We start from the raw sequence: 18,533 nt of genomic DNA, 5'->3' as shown, positions 1-18,533 counted from the left end.
GGGGCGTTTAATGAAAAACAGCCCTGATTCGTTTCCGATTTCGCCGCATATTGCGGCTTCGCTTGAGCGCGCCGAAGCAGACCCTGTTATTGACGAAACGACAGGTCTGCAACAGGCGCAACTACTTCGACTTCAGTTGCTGAAAGCACAGTATGCGCATTTGCGGCGAGCGAATCAGGCGTTGTTAATTGTGATTGCCGGTATTGACGGGGTCGGTAAAGGCCGCTGCATTAATCTGTTGAATGAGTGGATGGACGCGCGTTATGTTCACACCCTGGCTTTTGGTGAACCTGAAGCGCCGGCATCATTAATGCCACCATTGTGGCGCTATTGGCAACATATGCCTGCAAAAGGCACTACCGGAATTGTGTTCGGCTCGTGGTATCGGCCGTTATTTGAGTTATTGAAGAAAAAACGACCCGATTGGAAACAGGTGGAGGCGGTGACGCACGCCATTCGTGATTTCGAAACGACCTTAAGTCGCAACGGGGTACAGGTTGTTAAGCTTTGGTTTCACATGTCGAAACAGGCCCAGCAGGCGCACATAGACGGGTTACTGGCTAATCCGGAGACCGCCTGGCAGGTAGAGTCGCTTGATTTCAAGGTACGTAAAAAATTCGATCGTGCGCGCCGTGCTGGGGCCGTGGCAATGAGCTTAACGCATGAACCGCGTATTCCTTGGCAAATCGTTCCTTCAGCACATGATTTGTATCGGGTCATCAGCACCGCGCAAGCAGTACTTAAAGGCTTACGTAAACGCCCGTCTTCGACCTGGCGTCCGGTTTATCCGTTCTGTTCAGAGCCGCCCGTGTCATTGTCTTGTATATCGCCCGTTTCGCTCGACGGAATTGATTTTTCAGTCAAACTCAAAAAAGCCGACTATCAAAATCAGTTGCCCGTTTTGCAAGGCCGGCTGGCTCGTATGTTGCGCGATACGAGATTCAAAAATCGCTCGTTGGTGCTGGTGTTTGAAGGTCAGGATGCCGCTGGTAAAGGGGGTGCGATTCGCCGAATAACGGCGGCATTGGATGCTCGCCAGTACCGGGCCATTCCCATTTCAGCGCCTACCGACGAAGAGCGGGCTCGCCCTTATTTATGGCGTTTTTGGCGGCGGTTGCCCAAGCCTGGGCGAATCGCCATTTTCGATCGTTCGTGGTACGGGCGCGTCCTGGTTGAACGGGTGGAGTCGTTTATAGAGCCGTTGCAGTGGGAGCATGCATACGACGAAATCAATCAGTTCGAACAGCAAATGATTGACAATGGTGCCATTGTGATCAAGTTCTGGCTGGCCATTACCAAAGAGGAACAACTGGAACGCTTTCACGCGCGCCGCAAATCACCTTTTAAGTCTTTCAAAATAACGCCTGAGGATTGGCGTAATCGGCGAAAATGGGATGCATATTGGGTAGCAACGAATGACATGCTGGGCCGTACCCACACCTCTCTTGGCCCTTGGCATCTCGTGTCGGCCAACGATAAACACCACGCGCGGATTACGGTGCTTGAAACCGTATTGGCCCGTTTGGAGACCGAGTTTCGGGGGGCAGGTTAATATGGCGTCCTTTGGCTACATTAAGTTTGGGCAAAGTGTGATTGCCAAGACTTGGCCTGATGGGGTTTTAAGCTGGGTAAAGGTTTTAGAATGAGTGTTGCAAAATTCGGCCGGTATATTTTTTTTGCGTTGTTGTTCTGTGTTGTGCTGCAGCCGGCTTGGGCTGATATTCCACCGCCCAGCCCCGACAAGCCAACATTGGTGAATGTTGACCTGAAGCTTGAGGATATCAACGATATTAAGTTGGGTTCCGGCACCTTCGACTTAACCGCGCAGTTCGGTATGCGCTGGCATGATCCCCGTCTGGAGTTTGAACCGGAGCCCGGCAGACCGGGGCCGCGCATCTGGATGGGCGCGCGCGCGGAACAGCAGTTACAACAAATCTGGCATCCGATTATCGACGTTAACGGTGAAAAGGGGTTGTCGGTTGCACGTGTCTATTCGCTTAGTATCTGGCCCGATGGCCATGTGGAGTTGCGTGAGAAATTCTCGGCGACGCCGCGTTTCGATGGCGAGCTAACGTGGTTTCCGTTTGGCCATTTAACATTAAGCCTTACTTTAACCAGCGCGGCAATGGACCGTCGGCAAATCGAATTTGAATTGGGTGAGCTGACCCCCAAAGAGGATCTTGCTGCCGTTGATCGGGTTATTCACGGTAACTGGGTTCCCGAAGATGTGAGTTGGAACGTTAGTGAGCGTACTCGCATGGTGCATTCCAGTAATTTGTATCCACAAATCGACATTGATATTCGGGTGGAGCATGATTTTCTTGACGGTGTTCACAAGGTTTTACTCCCTTTAATTGTTATTGCGTTGGCATCGTGGGGCCTGTTATGGCTCAATCCCACCGTTCAGCCTGCTTTTTCTTCACCAAGAATAGGGGGAACAACAACCCTGATACTGACTACCATTGCCTTGAAGTTTGTTTTGGGGCGCGAGTTGCCGGTGGTGCATTACTTAACGCTGGCCGACGTGTTGTTTAACGTCACCATTATTATGCTAACGATCAGTCTGTTAACGTCATGCCTGGTTGCCGCCGTATTTACCGAAAGGGGGGCCGATTCGGCCCGTTCCCTGAATCGCGTAATAGGGCGGTTGTACCCCCTTATTTATGTCGTGTTGCTGGTTGTGTCGATCCCTTTATTTATTGAATGATGCCGGTTAACTCTGCAAAGCGGTTTTGGGCAGGTTATTGTCTGGCGATTCTTGGCGCCATCTTCTTTTCGGCCAAGGGTGTCGTCGTCAAAATGACCTATCTTTACGAAGGGGTTGATGCCGTTACGATTATCGGCTTCAGAATGCTTCTTTCTGGGCCTATCTTTCTTGCGGTTGCCGCGTACCAGGCGAGCAAGGCGCATAAAGGATTAATACCGCGCCTTACCGTGCGTCAGCGCTGGCAAATTGTGCTGCTTGGCTTCATCGGTTATTACTTATCCAGTTTTCTCGCATTCCTGGGCCTGCAGACGATTTCGGCCGGTTTGGAGCGAGTGGTGTTGTACCTTTCGCCAACTTTCGTCCTGCTTATCACTGCGTTGTACTTCAAGCGCCCGATTGCGCCACGCCAGTGGTTGGCGCTGGCCTTGTCATACGCAGGCGTTGTTTTTGTGTTCTTGCACGACTTATCGTTTGCCGGGCCGGCCGTGATTGTCGGCGCCGGGTTTGTGCTGGCGTCGGCCCTCTGTTACTCGGTATATTTGATTGGCTCGGCCGAAATTATCAAAGTGGTTGGGGCGACACGCCTGGTTGCCTATGCAATGTCAGTATCGGCTGCCTTTACGATTGCGCAGTTTTTCTGGGTCCATTCGTGGGCGGGCCTGCAACAGCCCTGGCCGGTTTATCAGTTATCGTTGATTCATGCCACGTTGAATACGGTCGCGCCCACATTCATGATTATGTGGGCGGTGGCCCGCATTGGTGCACCGTTAACGTCGCAGCTTGGCCTGATCGGCCCCGTTTCGGTATTGTTTTTGGCCGCCTGGTTACTGGGTGAGCCCATTACCGTGCTGCAACTTATTGGTACTGCCTTTGTGTTAACCGGTGTGATCGTACTGGGCCGGGGAAGGCGCTAGTTTGGCGCCTTGCTACGACCACCACGACAATGGGTTATGCGTTAAAGCGACACCAACAATATAGAAAAAGATCAATACTGCCACGACTGCGGCAAGCGCGCGCGTTGTCGCGGTTTTGCCTTTCTTGATGGCGACCATGCCAACCGCAATGTAGAAAATAACACCAATGATCTTGGCCAGGATCCAGGTTTGGTGAAAGCCGATCATGAAGGCCAGGGCAAGGCCGCACAATAGAAGGATCGTATCAACCACGTGCGGTGCAATGCGCACAAACCGGCCCTGCAGTCTGGGCGAGCGCATGACCGACCAGTATGCGCGCACAATAAAGAACACCAGGCTGATAACGGCTGCGGTAACGTGCAGATGCTTCAGGATCGTATAAGAGAGCATGGCAGTGTCAGGCCGGCAGGTCGTTGGACATCGACCACTGACCGTTTCCTTTTAAGTTAAGTTGTTTGGCATGGTGTCGGACCAGTGTGCTGCGATGTCCGACGCTAATTAAGACGGTATCCGGTAAATGCCGGCGAATCAAGCGATACATGGCGTCTTCCAGGCCTTCGTCCATTGCGGAAGTGGCCTCATCCAGGAAGGCAACTTTTGGGTGCGCCACCATCAGCCGACCGAACGCCAGCCGTTGTTGTTCACCCAACGACAAAATCCGGCTCCAGTCATTCACCTCGTCGAGTCGGTCGGTTAAATGGCCCAGTTGAATTTGTTCCAGTATTTCACGCGCCTGAGGGTCTTGGTGCGTCGCCAAAGGGGTGACTGTGGAGGGAGTTTCGACCTGTTCATCCAGATTCTGGGGCGCTGAGCCGGAACTTGCCACTGCCGCCTCTTTCTGCTCTTCGCGGTCGATAAGCAGGCCTTCCCGGGTGCTGACGATTTGCGGATAATACAAAGCCTGGCGCAGCGAGCCCAGTGGCAAGTACGGTTTTTGTGCCAGGAACAGCAGATGGTCTTGAGGCCGTTCTATATCACCCTCACAGAAAGGCCAAAGGCCGGCGATGGCACGCAATAGCGTTGTTTTACCCGCGCCGGATGGCCCGCGAATAAGCAGCGCATCGCCCGGCGTAAGAGAGAGGTCAAGTTTGTCTATCAGCAACCGGTTGTTGGGAGTGTGTACCGTTAAATTTCGGATGCTAAGGTGGTCTGCATGGTCATTAAGGTTGGGGCGCGGTAATTGCTGCGCCTCATCAATCGCCCGGTTGAATCCGGTTAGACGGTCGAGTGTTGCGCGGTACGACGCGAACTCATCGTAGGCATTGCGGAAAAAAGACAAATTATCTTGCAGACGCCCGAATGCTTGTGCTGTTTGCATTAGATCGCCCAGCGTGATTTGCTCGGAAAAGAAGCGTTTGGCCTGAATAATGAATGGAAAAACAACGGCTGCCTGCGTAACCGAAAAGTTAAAACCCAAAAACTTCAATGATCGATACACAATCGCCCAGGCATTGCTGATCACTTGCGCAAATCGGCCGCGCAGGAGCGTGCTTTCCACTTTTTCACCGGCGTAGAAAGCAATACTTTCTGAATATTCGCGCAACCTGACCAGTGCGTAACGATAGTCGGCATTGAAACGTTCATTCAAAAAATTCAGCATGATCAATGGTCGACCGATTCGAATCGCCAATAGGGTGGCCACCAAAACATAAACAAAAACCAGAAATACCATGGCACGGGGAATCTCAACGCCAAACAAGCCCAGCGGCCCCGACAAACCCCATAAAATAAGCGTAAAGGCAACCGTTGATACCAGTGCGTCGACGACACCCATGGACAGCGTCAGCGACGACTGCACGAATACCGTAACGTCGTATTGAATACGTTGGTCGGGGTTATCGACGCCTTTTTCCAGGTGTTGGGTGCGGTAGTAGGATTGGCGGTCGAGCCAACGGCCAAGCAACTGGTTGTTGAGCCAGGTTCGCCAGTGAATTGAAAATGCCTGCTGAACATAGTAGTCGAGCAGCGACCGCAAAACATGGACGGTGGCCAGGGCCGCAAATAACCACATGGCCAGCCAGAATGCCGCTTCATTTAAATCCTGAAGGGCGCTATACATGGTGTTATACCAGTTTGAAAACAACACCTGTAAACGCACGCCTGCCAGGGTCAGGAACAGAATAAAAGCAATGGTCAGAATGGGCTTCCAACTGCGCCGGGGGGAAAAATACCCTCCCGAAAGTTGCCAGAACTGACGCCCCCACACTGTGCGACGTGCCAAAAACCAAACCGTTAAACCGAAGCATATCAGCGTAACGACATATACTTGTGAAAGCCATATTGCACTGTCGATCAGTTCCTGCGTCCAGTTCATTCAGTTCACTCCGGCATGCTACCGTGCTAGCGTTCGATTTTTGACTTGTAAAAAAAGCGGCCATAAAGCGATAATGGCCATCCAGTTTCAATAACTTTTAAAGGGTAGTCATGCCATACGTCACCATTACCACCACTTCAGGTTTGAACAATGTTCAGAAAAAACAGCTGATTGAAAAATCCAGCGATGCCATTGTTCAGGTTTTGGGCTCCGCTTTGCCTTCAGTCCGCGTGATGTTACATGAATTGCCGGAAGGCCACTACCTGGATGGCGGGCAATGGGATGCGCCGGGCATTATTTTCCACGTCGACATGATTGAAGGGCGCACGGAAGAACAGAAAGCCGAATTACTGGCGGCGTTCGGCAAGCTGGCCAACGAAGTAACCGGTTATTCTCAAGATCAGATTCACGGCATTTTGCATGACATTCTGAAAACGAATATTCGTGTAAAAGGCGGGCTTACCGCCAAGCAAGCCGGCCGCTAAATGGCATTTTTTGTGCTGTAACAGCTTACGGTGCTTAATGTTGCGAATAGGAAACACCCCAAAAGTTAGGACGGGTGTCCAACTTTTGGGGTGCAGTTCAACTTGGCGACGGGGTGTTTTTTAATGATTTAATAGCGGCCCAGGTTTTCAATCGCGTCTACGACCATATTGGTACCCACCGCCAGTAATAGAATGTCCGAGGCCACGCGCACGTATCGATAGCCATCCGGAGGGTCGCCCAGGCGGATGCGTAAGTTTCGATCCAGGTCATAGAACGTGATGTCAGACCCAAGGGGGTAACCCAATCGCCATTGCTTTGCTTGCCCTGGCGGCATACAGCCGTTGTTTTTCTTGGCCAAACCCGGTGGGCAGTGGCCGCGGCGAAACATGTCATTGTAGTAATCCCCGGCGATCCGGCGGTGGTTGTCGCCAAAGAAAGATATTTCGATCGCGGAACCGGAGTGACGAGATTCAGGGCCTTGGTCGTATCCTGAAGCACGTTGGTTGTTATGACTCTTTTGCACTTTGTCAGGCGGCCCGTTACCGTTGCCGGGCCCTTTAGGGCCGGGTCCTTGAGCGGCAACAATTGATGAGGCCAAAACAAAAGCAAGCGTGGCAACATAATAAGCTGGTTTGGCGAATTGCATAGTGCGCTCCTTTCAGGTTTTAAACCGGGCGTCGTAATTAGTATCGCCCCAGGTTTTCAATGGCATCAACCACCAGATTGGTACCCACTGCCAACAGCAAGATGTCAGATGCAACACGCACGTAACGGTGTCCGTCGGGGGGTGGGCCTAAACGAATACGCAAGTGTCGATCCAGATCGTAATACGTAATGTCGGGTCCAAGCGGGTATCCCCTTCGCCATTTTTTTGCTTGCCCAGGGGGCATGCAGCCATTGCGTTTCATTGCCAGCCCGGGCGGGCAATGGCCGTAATAGTGTTCTTGGTAATAATCGCGCGCAAGCCTGCGATGTCGGTCACCGAAGAAAGATACATAAATATCGATTCCTGAGTCGTGGCGGTCATGGTAGTTTCGTCCACGGTCATAATGGCGATCGTGATGCCGCTTGTATCGTTCTGCTTGTCGATGTGCGCGTTTGTGGTGCTTGCCGCCATCCCAATGTTTGGCGGAATGGCCTTTGCCGTGATGTGGCCCTCGATGGTCTGGCCCTTTAGCCAGCGCCATCGAGGAAGCGATTGCCAGCGTTAACGCACTGATTACGGAAGTGGTTTTTGCAAATCGCATTGTTGAACCTCTTGTTATTAAGACGGTTCAAGTGTAGGAATTTTACGTATTACCTTGCGTTCCGATAATTATAAAAATGTTACTGCTGTTACGAGGTAATGCGTGTTGCAGCGCTGCGCGTGCCAAAGGCGAGTAAAAAGGTAAACGCCAAGGTTGGCAGGGCTGAACCCAGGCCCGGCGCCCAATGTCCTACACTGTGGTAGCACACAATGCCCAATATCCAGATTGTTGCTGCCGACCAGTCGGCCCGTTTTCTGTTGTCGGCAATTGCACCCGTTCCAATACCGTGGCGCCCCAGAATCACGCCGTAAAGGGGAACGAAAACGGAACTTAACATGAGTAGAAACGGCTCAAGCGTGTGAATGGGTAAAACCGTAGCGAACACCATGCTAATAACCGCCAGCGTCATGCCCCAGCGTTTGATACTCCATTTTGGTAGCAAGCTATGGGTGGATACCGATCCCGAATAGAGGTCGCCGTAGGCGTTGTCCAGCTCGTCGATCATGATCAGGCCCAGTGCAACCAAGCCGCCTTGTGCCAGCAAAAGTGCGTTAACCAGACCTGCATCGGGCTCTGCAACACTGACGATAATGACCCCCAGGCTGTAGCACCAGATATTGGCAATGGCGTACCCCAACCAGGTGCCGCCCAGGGCACCTTTCGTGCTGCGGCCGTGGCGTGCGTAGTCGGCTACTAGCGGCAGCCAGGAAATAGGCATTGCAATGACCAGATCCATGGCCGAGAACAGCCCCATTTGACCGTTACCCGGCCGATCCCAAACAGCGCTCAAGCCTTGTTCATTTAGCAACACCAGGAATTGCCAGCTAAGCCACAGTAAGGACAAAATAACCAGAGGCAGGGCAAATCGCGCAATGAGCTTGCGTACCAGCTTAATCATGGAGCCTGCCAGCAATGCCAGCAGAATAGCCCCCCAAAACAGGGTGATTACAATGACGCCCAAGGTGCCGCTCAACTCCAGCCCGAAAGCCTGATTTGCAATGGCGGTGGTACCTTCTCGCATAATCACCATTTCGAAGGTGGTCCAGCCCAGAAGCTGCACAATATTCAGAATGACGGGTAGACGAGCGAAATGACTGCCGTAGGTGCGGTGTATCAATCCTGCACTCGACAACCCACTGCGGCAGCCCGTTCGGGCAACCCAGGCGAGCAGGCCGGCGCCAATAATCGAGCCGCAGATAATCGCGATAGCGGCGTCGCGCGTGCCCACTGATGGGACAAGATAGGCCCCCACTTGCATGACCAACAGTCCAACGCCCAGGCTGAACCATAGTGAAGCATGTTCGTGCCAGCCGAAAACGCGGTCGGATTCGGGAACAGGGGTAAGGGCCTGATTGGTTGAAGAAGAGGAGTTCATAGCGGGCAATTTTCCAAAAATGCAGGGGCGACAGCCCCGCCAGGAAAGTTGCACGAATGCCATTCAAGACGAAGGTCGCTTTCCTGCGCGAGGATGATCTCAACAGGTTCCAAGGGACTCTCTCAGACGCCTACGGTAAATGACCGGGCGACACCCCTAGCGATAACGTGGCAAATTGTACCGATTTCAGAGAAAAAAGAAAGTGCTTCTGAAAAAGGAGTTAGACGTGTTTGATGATATTGAAGCTGAGGCGGTTCTGGCTATCGCGCGAAACGTCGTAGCTAAGCCGCTCATCAATGGAGTTGTCGGGGTGGAAGGTCAGGATGACAGGGTTGATTTGTTCGATTTCCGATTCGGTAACGTAAACCGAATTGCAAATGATAATTTCGTCGCCTTTCTGGCAGGTGCGAGCCGCTGCACCATTCAGAATGCAACACTGCGAACCGCGCTCGCCATATATCACATAGGTACTGATACGCGCACCGGAATTTTTATTCCAGATGTCGACAAACTCCATTGGCAGAATCCCTGCTGCTTCACAGTGATCCGGGTCCAGAGTGATGGATCCGTGGTAATCGAGATCGGCTCCGGTGACGCGAATGCCGTGCAGCTTACCGGCGACAACTTTTCTCACTTTCATTCTCGGAAAAGGTTAATTGGGGGGATATTGTAGTGCTTTTGTGCGTGTTTGCAGCGGGAAAGCAACATCCGTGAACGTTGACGCGTTGAAAATGGATTTCTCCTACTTTAATATTATTTGATTATTTTTTAATGTTAATTTAATTAACATATTCTTCTTTTTGTTTGAAGGTACTTGAATGTTTGCTTTGGTCGAAGCCTGGCATGCCGGTTTATTCAGGCGTCGTTACTGGCTTCCCAATATCGTGGCAGGCCTGATCGTCGGCGTGGTGGCACTTCCGTTAGGTATGGCGTTTGCCATTGCTTCCGGGGTAAAGCCGGAGCAAGGCTTGTATACGGCAATTGTCGCGGGCTTGTGCGTGTCAGTGTTCGGCGGCAGCCGGGTGCAAATTGCGGGGCCCACCGGTGCATTTATTGTTATCTTGGCCGATATTGTTGCGCAACACGGTATCGACGGCTTGCAAATCGCGACGCTGATGGCGGGCGCTATTCTGTTATTGCTTGCAATTTTTCGTTTGGGCGCGGTGATCCGGTATATTCCCCCTCCTGTGATCATAGGCTTTACCGCTGGTATTGGTGTGATTATCTGGGTTGGACAATGGAAAGACTTTTTCGGTTTGCCGGTTGCACCCGAAGGGCATTTCCACCAAAAGTTATGGGCGTTAGTTCAGGCGTTTCCTGATCTAAGCTGGGCTGTCACCGCCGTAGCGTTGGTGTCATTGGTGTTGGTGGTTGTGCCAAGATGGTTGCCTTACCGGTTGGGTCGTATTCCCGGGCCATTGTTAGCCTTGGTTGTCCTGACGCTCATGCAGGCGTTGTTTGGATTTGAATGGTTGCCGACGATCGGTTCCGTGTATGGCGATATTCCCAGGGCGTTGCCAACGTTTCAAAGCCTCGATTGGGACTATGCGCGCTGGCTTCAATTGTTGGGCCCGGCATTGGCCATTGCCATGTTGGGCGCAATTGAGTCACTTCTTTCCGCTTCAGTCGCTGATCGCATGGCGGGAACACGCCACCATTCGAATCGAGAGCTGTTTGGGCAAGGGTTGGCTAATATTTTTTCCCCTTTGTTCGGCGGGTTCGCGGCAACCGGCGCCATCGCACGCACGGCAACCAATATCCGCAGCGGTGGGTCAAGCCCCATCGCCGGTATCGTCCATGCCGTGACGTTAATCCTGATTATTCTTGTTTTGGCGCCTTACGCCGGCCATGTTCCACTTGCAACATTGGCTGCAATATTGTTCGTCGTGGCATGGAATATGAGTGAAATACCGCATGCATTGACACTTTTTCGTCGTGCGTCGTGGCTCGATACGTTGACCTTGGTGGTTACCTTCACCCTAACCGTATTTCTTGATTTGGTCGTGGCGGTGTGTGTAGGGGTGGTGCTGTCGTGGCTGCAGTTTATTCCCCGGCTGAAACCACACAAAAATACAACGGGTTAATTATTGGTTTTTACCGTGTTAGGCGGTTCAGTTGGTTCCGAGGTGTAATTGACGCCGTGATCAGCCAGATAACCACGAATCAGTTGCCTGACAACCTGCGACGGGGTGATGTCTTGGGCGGCGCACAGTTGTTCGAACGCTTCTTTTTTGCGCGGGTCGATCAGCACTGTGAGCCGGGCCGTTTTGTTTTCCATAATAGTACGCCTGGCTATTTAAGCATGAGATATTCGGTGGGGTTGTCCGGGCACGCACCCAAGCCGCATTCTAAAAAAGTGGAAGCAAGATTACCCACAATCATTAGCACGAACAACCACATTATTAAGCGCACCACTCCGTTGGGTGGTGTGGTAACAACGGCGCCGTTCATGGTGCGGTCAAGCATTAGCATGACTGCGCAGTAAGCAATAATGACAACAAACAGAATGAGCGCCCAGGTATAGAAGTGCATGCCAAGAAAAGGGCTGCCGAACCCTGGATCGCCCGGTGCGATGTGCAGCAAAGTTTGACGACCGGAGGCGATTGCACCACCAATGGCCGATAAAATCGTTATGCCGTAATGTATGGGCGACGAACCGAAGCGGGCGTTCAGCAAAAAGCCGATACCCACCAGCATGAAAGCCACGCGCTGAAGCAGGCAAAGGGGGCAGGGTAGTTCGTTATAAGCGAACTGCCAAACAAAAGCGAAGGCCAGTACGAAAGTAATTCCGATCAGCCCCAACGTATTCAGAAAACGGGGAAAAGTGAATGCAGCACTAACGTGATAATTGCTCATGGCAGCCTTAGAGTGAAATCGGCAAAGAGTCAGTCATGTGGTATTGGCACCATGCAATAAATATAACGAATGTTATAAACCAGGCCCACAGGCAGGCGCGCCGTTTGCCCGCCACGCCGAGCCAAGCGGCGGTGGCGCCGGTGAGAAATGGCAAAACCATGATCATTTTGTGTCCCCTATTTTCAATGCCACATAATGTAACGGCATTTTCCCGCATAAATGTATCAGGGTTTGCCGCAGGTTACGATTGCACTGCAGGAAATTCATCGTCGCTCATGAAAGCATACCGAATTGCATCAATCAAGCTGATTATGACGACCAGAGGCGCGAACACCCACAAAATAATCAAATAAATAATACCCCAGCCGATTTGGCCCAAATAAAAACGGTGGGCGCCCAACCAGCCCAGGAAAATTGCCAGGATAATTGCCATTTTGCGGGTGCTGACGCCACGGGCCAGTTTTTCGCCTTGATGCCGAATGAGCCAAACGCTGATTGGAACGGTTAAAACCAAGGCAATGATAATTTTGGTGAAGTGCGTGTGAACAAATATTTCAACCGCGTACCAGACATCCGCGAAATTATGGATGACCAGGCCGGTTAAATGGTTGAGCCAACGCAGCATTTGGGCACCCACTGTTTCGCCAAAGGTGAGTGCGACCAAAACGATGATGAAGACTGCAATAGGGATCAGGGCTTTACGCAGCATAAGTATCTCGATGTTTCCGTGTTCGAAGAGTGCTCATAGTTTAGCGGTTGCGCCGGCGGAAGGAATGAGTTTCCATAGGCTTGTTACTTCGCGGGCGCGCGCTTCATATAAAGGGTCGTTTGTATTTTTGGATTTCGCGTGTCCGGGCTTGGTGTCAAGGCGCTCAATGACGCGTAAGCCATGCTTTTCAGCCAAATAGGGTATGAAGTTTGGTGGGCGAAGTTGAATAAGTTCGGCCAGGTTCGACATCACCAGCCATACTTGGCCGTTTGGATTCAGGTGTTGTGTTACTTGCGATAAAAACCTTTCCAGCATTTCGTTGCCGGGATCATATACCGCGGCTTCTATTGGCGATGTTGGGCGTGCGGGTATCCAGGGTGGATTGCAGACGATCAAATCGGCGAGTGCGGGTTGCGGCGGGAATAAGTCCGCCTGAACCAGCCGAATGGCATGTTGAAGCTTTAGACGCGCGAAATTCTCAGCGGCACAAAGAATGGCATCTTCACTGGTATCGGTCGCGATAATTTCCGGGACGCCGCGTTGCGCGAGAATGGCTGCGATGACTCCGCTACCCGTTCCGATGTCGAATGCGCACTGAGTGTTCGCCGGCAGTTTCGCGGTCTGGATCAGGTTCAGGTATTCTCCCCGCACCGGTGAAAAAACGCCGTAGCGAACGTGAATAGGCTCGGGCAGTGCGGGAATATGGACCCCTTTGTTTTGCCAGGCGTAGGCGCTGAGCGCACCTTGGACCATACGAAGCGGGATCAGGGTTTCGTTTGAGAGTTCGCCGAAGGCCGCTTCACATGCGCCTCGAAGATCGGGCGCTCGTTTCAAGTCGAGTGCGTATTCAGGGCCCACTTTAATAAGTAGTCGGTTTAAAAGGCTGGCCTTTTGAGACTGAAACATGCGATAGCGGTGAAACGCCTCTGCGTTAATGGGCCCTGACTGCTGTTTGCGTTTTTTATCGGTGCGCCGCTTTAAGGCTGACAGCAATTGAATGCCATTGTGGTAATCGCCCGACCAAAGCAGATGCGCACCTTGGTTGATCCACTGATAGGCTTTGTCGGCAGTGCAATCGTCGGCAATTGGGTATAAATGCTTTGGGGTGATGGGTGGCAGGGGCGTGGGCATAATACTAAATTATTGGGGAACACAGGCTTGGCGAACAGCAAACTCCCATTGGGCCATTTTCCCGGCAGCCTCGTCGCGTGTCATTGAAGGCGTGAAACAAGTGTCAGTCTGCCACAATTCGGCCAGTTCGTCGGTGTGGCTATATATCCCCGCGTTCAAGCCCGCCAGCCAAGCGGCGCCCAAGGCGGTTGTTTCGGTTACCGCCGGACGAATAACCGGGATACCCAACAAGTCGGCCTGAAATTGCATTAATAAATTATTGCTGCTGGCGCCACCGTCTACCCGCAGTTCTGAAAGCTCGGCCCGCGCGGTTGCTTGGGCATCGCGATTCATTGCTTGTAATAGCGCGGTACTTTGGAACGCAATACTCTCAAGTGCCGCGCGGGCAATATGTGCGAGTGTCGTGCCGCGTGTTAGCCCGGTAATGGTGCCTCGGGCATCGGGTTGCCAATAGGGAGCGCCCAATCCCGAGAAAGCCGGAACGACGGTAACCCCGCCGTTATCGGGCACACTGCGGGCTAGCTTTTCGATATCGGCGCTACGTTCGAAAGCGTGCAAGCCGTCGCGCAGCCACTGAACGACGGCACCGCCTACAAAAACACTGCCCTCGGCGGCATAACTGGGTGAGCTCAACGTTGATTGTGCATTCAGTGTGGTGATCAACCCATTAGCTGATAGCTGAAATGTGCCGCCTGAGTTCATCAGGGCAAAGCAGCCGGTACCGTAGGTATTTTTAGCCATGCCCGGTTTAAAACATGCCTGGCCGAAAAGGGCGCTTTGTTGGTCACCGGCCATCCCAGTTATGGGAATTGGGTGGCCAAGCCATTGCGGGTCGGCAAAACCAAATTGATGCGCGGACGGGTGAACTTCCGGAAAATATGAGGATTTCAGTTCGAACAAATCAAGCAGCGATGTATCCCAATGGTTTTTGCGAATATTGAAAAGCAAAGTGCGCGATGCATTGGTTAAATCGGTAGCGAAATTGGCGCCTTTGGTTAGATTCCAGAGTAACCAGGAATCGACGGTTCCCAGTGCCAAGTGGCCGGCGTCGGCGCAGGCCTTTGCGGCAGGTATGTGGTCGAGTATCCATTTGGCTTTACCGGCCGAGAAATAGGCGTCGATGCGCAAACCGCTGCGCGCTTGAACCAGGGCCTCGTGCCCGGACTCTATAAGTTGTTCACACAGGGCTTGTGTGCGCCGGTCTTGCCAGACCAGTGCCGGGCACAATGGCTCGCCGGTTAATCGGTTCCAGGCAACCAGTGTTTCTCGTTGGTTTGTTATCCCAATGGTCAGAATATCCCGGGTGGAAATGCCGGCGCGTGCAATGACATTTTGCGCCGTTTCAAGCTGGGTACGCCAAAGCGCATGGGGGTCGTGTTCCACCAAGCCGGGAGCGGGAAAGCGCGGCAACACTTCTTTTTGATCCATGGCAATTAATTGCCCGTGCGTATCGAACAAAACGCTGCGCGAGCTTGAAGTACCTTGGTCAAGTGCCAGTAAGTATTTTTTCTTCATACATCAAAATTAAATTTAAGTAAATGGGCTTTAAGGCCTAGTCCGTTAGTCATCGGTTGTGTTGTACATTTTGTTCGTCATAAAACAAAACTTAACAATTTAAGTCGGCTTAAAAAGAGCGGAAAAGCCTAAGTAATTGTTTTTATTTAATAATTTTTGATTTACCTTCGTCTCTTCTAGTTGCAACTTACTTTGGGCTAAGTGTTTTTCGATATTTTGAGCAATTGGGTGAATCTAGGCCTTTTGGGCTAAGTTTCTGATTTATATGAAAAATGGCCTATTTGTTTTTAATGATTTTTCATTTGTTACCAGCTGTTTGTCATAATCTTGTCGAGATGTTTCACTAGAATTTGAGCCAATCCAATTGTCTCTATCTTTAAAGGAATACTAACGTGTCAGTTCAAACAAATAACATTACGCAGGATATTCAGGAAGTCAACCTGTCGTATCTTATGCTGGCCCAACGTTTGTTACGCGATAACCTGGCAAGCGGCATGTTCCGCCTGGGTATTGGTAAAGATGCCGCCGATATTCTTTTGCAACTTTCGCCGGCGCAGTTGGTTCGCCTGGCAAGTTCAAGTTCACTGGTTTGCGGTTTCCGTCTCGATGACGCGGCATTGCTTACTTCTTTAACACGCGGTGTGCTCGACGGCGTTTTGCAGCAAGCTCACTCCACTATATTGCTGTCGCGTCGCGAAGAGGTTGCGGCTTCCTGATAAAGCCGTCTGATTCGTTTTAAGGATATCGTCATGGCCATTAAAAGCGTCGCTAAAGAAGCCGAAGAAATAATGCTGGCTTCACAAATGGTTTCGTTGGGGGCTCGTCTGCAAGTGCTCCAGGCGGAAACTTCGCTTAGTTACGACCGGCTCGCGAAACTTTATCGCGAGGTTAAAGGTTGCTCGCCGCCCAAGGGAATGTTGCCGTTCTCGGTTGATTGGTTCATGACGTGGCTTCCTAACATTCATTCAAGCCTTTTTTACAATATTTATTCGTATATTCACGAGCATACGCCTTCAAAGAACGCTTACGCGCTTATTGAGGCCTACAAGGTTTACCTGGAGCAGGCCGGGGCCGGCCGCGGTGGCGTTGATACTTCGGAGCCCTTGTTGAGTTTTACTCGTGCCTGGATGTTGGTCAGGTTTTTTGAAAGCGGTCTGTTGCAATTATCTCAATGTGAGCGTTGTACAGGGCATTTTGTTGCGCATGCCCACGACCCTCAGAAGGGCTTTGTTTGCGCGATATGTCGGCCCCCACCGAGAGCGGGCAAAACACGCGCCAATCGCGCGCGTCGCACGGCCGAGGAGCAGGTTGTAACCGTTTGAATGCCCTGTTTGTTTTTTTAGCCGCCGGATTTAGGTGTAAAAATGCCCGTTGACGGGCATTTTTATTTTGGGTGAATCAGGCGATGATAGTGCGCTCATAGGATTAATCAGAGGTTTACCCGTGCTGATCTTTTTAGGTTTTGTCATCGTTATGTTGTCGGTTTTCGGCAGCTATGTGGGGTTGGGGGGCTATCTTGGCGCCTTGTATCAGCCGTTCGAGTTCGTTTTAATTGGGGGCGCGGCGCTGGGTGCCTACCTGGCGGCGAACAACATGCGCTCCATCAAACTGTTGCTCAAGGCCATTCCCGGAATATTTCGCCGCACGCCTTACGACAAAGCCCTGTATATGGAGCTCATGGCGCTGCTTTTTGTATTGTTGAACAAAGCGCGTCGCGACGGCTTGATGACGATTGAAGCCGATATCGAGGAGCCGGATAAAAGCCCGGTTTTTGCGGAGTATCCCCGAATTTTGAAAGACCATCATTTGGTCGAGTTCATTACCGACTATATGCGCTTGATGATTAGCGGCAATATGAGTCCTTTCGAAATCGAAACCCTGATGGACCAGGAGCTGGATGCCCACCATCAGGAAGTCAGCGTTCCATCGCGCGCTTTATCAGTTGTTGCCGATGCGCTTCCCGCCTTCGGGATCGTGGCGGCGGTGCTGGGCGTCATTAAAGCGCTGGCCTCGGTTGATCAGCCTCCTGCCGTTTTGGCCGATCTTATTTCCAAAGCCATGGTCGGGACGTTTTTGGGGATTTTGCTGGCCTACGGGTTTGTGGCACCGGCCGCTTCAGCCATGGAGCGGCGCAACGAAGCATCGTTGAAGGTGCTTGAGTGCATCAAAGTTACATTACTTGCCTATATGAACGGCTATCCGCCGCAATTGGCGGTTGAGTTCGGGCGCAAGGTGTTGTTCTCTGATGAGCGTCCGTCGTTCCAGGAACTGGAAGAGCATGTGCGTCAGGCGCGCTCGGCAGGTCGTAAGTAAACAGGGGAAACGTCATGAGTGATGCGCCCCGGATCGTTATACGCCGCAAGCGCCGTGAGCACGCCGCCCATCATGGGGGGGCTTGGAAGATTGCCTATGCCGATTACGTGACGGCAATGATGGCTTTTTTTCTGGTAATGTGGCTGGTTGCGCTCATCCCGCGGGAGAGTCTCGGGGAAATGGCCGAGTATTTCCGCATGCCTTTAATGGATGCCATTCGCGGTGGTGAGCGAACCAATGACAGTAAATCGATTATTCCCGGGCAGTCGCCCAGCGTGATTCCGAATAAAAACCCCTTGCCGGTGCGCCCCGCGAATCAGGAGAACGACCAGCGTGATACGCAACGGTTGCAGGATTTGAAAACCCAGCTCGAAGCGCTTATCGATACCGATCCGGTTTTACGCCAGTTTCGCCCGCAATTGTTGCTTGATATGACACCGGAAGGCTTGCGCATTCAAATTGTGGATCAACAAAATCGGCCTATGTTTCAAATCGGCAGCGCAGTGGTTCAACCTTATATGCGCACCATCTTGCGTGAGCTTGGCCCTTTGTTTAACCAAATTTCAAATTCGGTGACCATTTCAGGGCATACCGATGCACAACAATATGCGCGCGGCGAACGTGCCTACAGTAATTGGGAGCTGTCAGCCGACCGGGCCAACGCGGCACGTCAGGAGTTGGTGGCCGGCGGCATGCAAGAAGGCAAGGTCAAACGCATCCTTGGTTTGGCCTCAACCGTTAATCTAATTAAAGATGATCCCAATGCCGCCGTTAACCGTCGTATTAGCTTGGTAGTACTAAATCAGCGCACTGAGCGTCGAATCGATCAAGAAAATGCCACGGGTAATTTGTCGGTCGATGCGCAAGGCAATGTCGCTGAAGCTGTTGAAAATTCCATGGGGGCGTCGGGCTCCGAAGCGGTAACAGGGGCCCGATCGCCGGAAAGCAACCAAACGCGGTAAAGAA

Annotated in this window: 20 protein-coding genes, 1 pseudogene and 1 riboswitch; of the genes and pseudogenes, 9 read left to right on the top strand and 12 right to left on the bottom strand. The window is 52.0% G+C overall.

What is annotated here, in order from left to right:
• The first annotated feature begins 10 nt into the window (after nt 1-10).
• The 3 genes from pap (at nt 11) to CJO09_RS01855 (ending at nt 3,621) form a co-directional block, all read left to right on the top strand.
• On the top strand, nt 11-1,552 hold the full coding sequence (gene pap / locus CJO09_RS01865) for a polyphosphate:AMP phosphotransferase (RefSeq protein ID WP_119440833.1): 1,542 nt from the start codon (nt 11-13) through the stop codon (nt 1,550-1,552).
• A 90-nt stretch (nt 1,553-1,642) separates the two neighbouring features.
• On the top strand, nt 1,643-2,707 hold the full coding sequence (locus tag CJO09_RS01860) for a ligand-gated ion channel (RefSeq protein ID WP_119440832.1): 1,065 nt from the start codon (nt 1,643-1,645) through the stop codon (nt 2,705-2,707).
• Nucleotides 2,704-3,621, top strand: a complete 918-nt coding sequence (locus CJO09_RS01855; protein ID WP_119440831.1) for a DMT family transporter — start codon at nt 2,704-2,706, stop codon at nt 3,619-3,621. The genes CJO09_RS01860 and CJO09_RS01855 overlap by 4 nt, the downstream gene beginning before the upstream one ends.
• A gap of 12 nt (nt 3,622-3,633) precedes the next feature.
• On the opposite strand, the gene CJO09_RS01850 is transcribed toward CJO09_RS01855, so the two are convergent.
• Nucleotides 3,634-4,011: a SirB2 family protein gene (locus tag CJO09_RS01850; protein ID WP_114419700.1), complete on the bottom strand. Its 378-nt coding sequence runs from the start codon at nt 4,009-4,011 to the stop codon at nt 3,634-3,636.
• A 7-nt stretch (nt 4,012-4,018) separates the two neighbouring features.
• Complete coding sequence (locus CJO09_RS01845) at nt 4,019-5,935, bottom strand: ABC transporter ATP-binding protein/permease (RefSeq protein ID WP_114419699.1); 1,917 nt, start codon at nt 5,933-5,935, stop codon at nt 4,019-4,021.
• A gap of 110 nt (nt 5,936-6,045) precedes the next feature.
• On the opposite strand from CJO09_RS01845, the gene CJO09_RS01840 reads away from it, so the two are divergent.
• Nucleotides 6,046-6,420 (top strand): tautomerase family protein, encoded by a 375-nt coding sequence (locus CJO09_RS01840; RefSeq protein WP_114419698.1) that lies wholly within the window; start codon nt 6,046-6,048, stop codon nt 6,418-6,420.
• Nucleotides 6,421-6,548: 128 nt separating this feature from the next.
• On the opposite strand, the gene CJO09_RS01835 is transcribed toward CJO09_RS01840, so the two are convergent.
• From CJO09_RS01835 to panD, 4 genes are all read right to left on the bottom strand, one after another.
• Nucleotides 6,549-7,067, bottom strand: coding sequence for a hypothetical protein (locus CJO09_RS01835; RefSeq protein WP_119440830.1), 519 nt, complete (start codon nt 7,065-7,067; stop codon nt 6,549-6,551).
• Nucleotides 7,068-7,104: 37 nt separating this feature from the next.
• Nucleotides 7,105-7,668 (bottom strand): hypothetical protein, encoded by a 564-nt coding sequence (locus tag CJO09_RS01830; protein WP_119440829.1) that lies wholly within the window; start codon nt 7,666-7,668, stop codon nt 7,105-7,107.
• Between the two features lie 88 nt (nt 7,669-7,756).
• Nucleotides 7,757-9,043, bottom strand: coding sequence for a purine-cytosine permease family protein (locus CJO09_RS01825; RefSeq protein ID WP_114420148.1), 1,287 nt, complete (start codon nt 9,041-9,043; stop codon nt 7,757-7,759).
• A gap of 63 nt (nt 9,044-9,106) precedes the next feature.
• Nucleotides 9,107-9,211, bottom strand: a riboswitch (TPP riboswitch).
• A 52-nt stretch (nt 9,212-9,263) separates the two neighbouring features.
• The gene (gene panD, locus CJO09_RS01820) at nt 9,264-9,677 is read right to left on the bottom strand and encodes an aspartate 1-decarboxylase (RefSeq protein ID WP_119441345.1); all 414 of its coding nucleotides are present in this window, start codon (nt 9,675-9,677) and stop codon (nt 9,264-9,266) included.
• Between the two features lie 184 nt (nt 9,678-9,861).
• On the opposite strand from panD, the pseudogene CJO09_RS01815 reads away from it, so the two are divergent.
• A pseudogene (locus CJO09_RS01815) lies at nt 9,862-11,100 on the top strand (SulP family inorganic anion transporter); the annotation flags it as partial.
• 23 nt (nt 11,101-11,123) lie between these two features.
• On the opposite strand, the gene CJO09_RS01810 reads toward CJO09_RS01815, so the two are convergent.
• From CJO09_RS01810 to glpK, 6 genes are all read right to left on the bottom strand, one after another.
• A complete protein-coding gene (locus CJO09_RS01810; RefSeq protein ID WP_114419694.1) occupies nt 11,124-11,321 on the bottom strand; it encodes a ribbon-helix-helix domain-containing protein in 198 nt (65 codons plus the stop codon).
• Between the two features lie 14 nt (nt 11,322-11,335).
• On the bottom strand, nt 11,336-11,899 hold the full coding sequence (locus CJO09_RS01805) for a disulfide bond formation protein B (protein ID WP_119440827.1): 564 nt from the start codon (nt 11,897-11,899) through the stop codon (nt 11,336-11,338).
• 7 nt (nt 11,900-11,906) lie between these two features.
• Nucleotides 11,907-12,059, bottom strand: a complete 153-nt coding sequence (locus tag CJO09_RS15730) for a DUF5993 family protein (RefSeq protein ID WP_245961223.1) — start codon at nt 12,057-12,059, stop codon at nt 11,907-11,909.
• Between the two features lie 81 nt (nt 12,060-12,140).
• Nucleotides 12,141-12,608 carry a TM2 domain-containing protein gene (locus tag CJO09_RS01800; protein ID WP_114419692.1) on the bottom strand — a complete coding sequence of 156 codons (468 nt, stop codon included), beginning with the start codon at nt 12,606-12,608 and terminating at the stop codon, nt 12,141-12,143.
• A 33-nt stretch (nt 12,609-12,641) separates the two neighbouring features.
• The gene (locus tag CJO09_RS01795) at nt 12,642-13,739 is read right to left on the bottom strand and encodes a methyltransferase (protein ID WP_119440826.1); all 1,098 of its coding nucleotides are present in this window, start codon (nt 13,737-13,739) and stop codon (nt 12,642-12,644) included.
• 9 nt (nt 13,740-13,748) lie between these two features.
• On the bottom strand, nt 13,749-15,254 hold the full coding sequence (gene glpK / locus CJO09_RS01790; protein WP_119440825.1) for a glycerol kinase GlpK: 1,506 nt from the start codon (nt 15,252-15,254) through the stop codon (nt 13,749-13,751).
• 392 nt (nt 15,255-15,646) lie between these two features.
• Here glpK and flhD point away from each other — a divergent pair, with 392 nt between their 5' ends.
• The 4 genes from flhD to motB all read left to right on the top strand — a co-directional run bounded on the left by flhD (nt 15,647) and on the right by motB (nt 18,529).
• Nucleotides 15,647-15,970 carry a flagellar transcriptional regulator FlhD gene (gene flhD / locus CJO09_RS01785; protein WP_114419689.1) on the top strand — a complete coding sequence of 108 codons (324 nt, stop codon included), beginning with the start codon at nt 15,647-15,649 and terminating at the stop codon, nt 15,968-15,970.
• 33 nt (nt 15,971-16,003) lie between these two features.
• Complete coding sequence (flhC, locus tag CJO09_RS01780) at nt 16,004-16,576, top strand: flagellar transcriptional regulator FlhC (RefSeq protein WP_119440824.1); 573 nt, start codon at nt 16,004-16,006, stop codon at nt 16,574-16,576.
• Nucleotides 16,577-16,697: 121 nt separating this feature from the next.
• The gene (gene motA / locus CJO09_RS01775; protein WP_114420146.1) at nt 16,698-17,567 is read left to right on the top strand and encodes a flagellar motor stator protein MotA; all 870 of its coding nucleotides are present in this window, start codon (nt 16,698-16,700) and stop codon (nt 17,565-17,567) included.
• Nucleotides 17,568-17,581: 14 nt separating this feature from the next.
• Complete coding sequence (motB, locus tag CJO09_RS01770; RefSeq protein ID WP_114419687.1) at nt 17,582-18,529, top strand: flagellar motor protein MotB; 948 nt, start codon at nt 17,582-17,584, stop codon at nt 18,527-18,529.
• The last annotated feature ends 4 nt before the right edge of the window (nt 18,530-18,533 follow it).

It is taken from the genome of Neopusillimonas maritima (assembly GCF_003576595.1).
Classification (GTDB): Bacteria; Pseudomonadota; Gammaproteobacteria; order Burkholderiales; family Burkholderiaceae_B; genus Neopusillimonas; species Neopusillimonas maritima.
Note: the sequence above shows the minus strand (reverse complement) of the source record. Positions and strands in the feature narration are given on the sequence as shown.

What these genes read in the sequence shown, in the direction of transcription:
- glpK (WP_119440825.1), bottom strand. Translation starts at nt 15,254, where the DNA reads ATGAAGAAAAAATACTTACTGGCACTTGACCAAGGTACTTCAAGCTCG.
- flhC (WP_119440824.1), top strand. Translation starts at nt 16,004, where the DNA reads ATGGCCATTAAAAGCGTCGCTAAAGAAGCCGAAGAAATAATGCTGGCT.
- CJO09_RS01840 (WP_114419698.1), top strand. Translation starts at nt 6,046, where the DNA reads ATGCCATACGTCACCATTACCACCACTTCAGGTTTGAACAATGTTCAG.
- CJO09_RS01805 (WP_119440827.1), bottom strand. Translation starts at nt 11,899, where the DNA reads ATGAGCAATTATCACGTTAGTGCTGCATTCACTTTTCCCCGTTTTCTG.
- pap (WP_119440833.1), top strand. Translation starts at nt 11, where the DNA reads ATGAAAAACAGCCCTGATTCGTTTCCGATTTCGCCGCATATTGCGGCT.
- CJO09_RS01860 (WP_119440832.1), top strand. Translation starts at nt 1,643, where the DNA reads ATGAGTGTTGCAAAATTCGGCCGGTATATTTTTTTTGCGTTGTTGTTC.
- CJO09_RS01845 (WP_114419699.1), bottom strand. Translation starts at nt 5,935, where the DNA reads ATGAACTGGACGCAGGAACTGATCGACAGTGCAATATGGCTTTCACAA.
- CJO09_RS15730 (WP_245961223.1), bottom strand. Translation starts at nt 12,059, where the DNA reads ATGGTTTTGCCATTTCTCACCGGCGCCACCGCCGCTTGGCTCGGCGTG.
- CJO09_RS01830 (WP_119440829.1), bottom strand. Translation starts at nt 7,668, where the DNA reads ATGCGATTTGCAAAAACCACTTCCGTAATCAGTGCGTTAACGCTGGCA.
- CJO09_RS01810 (WP_114419694.1), bottom strand. Translation starts at nt 11,321, where the DNA reads ATGGAAAACAAAACGGCCCGGCTCACAGTGCTGATCGACCCGCGCAAA.
- CJO09_RS01795 (WP_119440826.1), bottom strand. Translation starts at nt 13,739, where the DNA reads ATGCCCACGCCCCTGCCACCCATCACCCCAAAGCATTTATACCCAATT.
- motB (WP_114419687.1), top strand. Translation starts at nt 17,582, where the DNA reads ATGAGTGATGCGCCCCGGATCGTTATACGCCGCAAGCGCCGTGAGCAC.
- CJO09_RS01800 (WP_114419692.1), bottom strand. Translation starts at nt 12,608, where the DNA reads ATGCTGCGTAAAGCCCTGATCCCTATTGCAGTCTTCATCATCGTTTTG.
- CJO09_RS01855 (WP_119440831.1), top strand. Translation starts at nt 2,704, where the DNA reads ATGATGCCGGTTAACTCTGCAAAGCGGTTTTGGGCAGGTTATTGTCTG.
- CJO09_RS01835 (WP_119440830.1), bottom strand. Translation starts at nt 7,067, where the DNA reads ATGCAATTCGCCAAACCAGCTTATTATGTTGCCACGCTTGCTTTTGTT.
- CJO09_RS01825 (WP_114420148.1), bottom strand. Translation starts at nt 9,043, where the DNA reads ATGAACTCCTCTTCTTCAACCAATCAGGCCCTTACCCCTGTTCCCGAA.
- CJO09_RS01850 (WP_114419700.1), bottom strand. Translation starts at nt 4,011, where the DNA reads ATGCTCTCTTATACGATCCTGAAGCATCTGCACGTTACCGCAGCCGTT.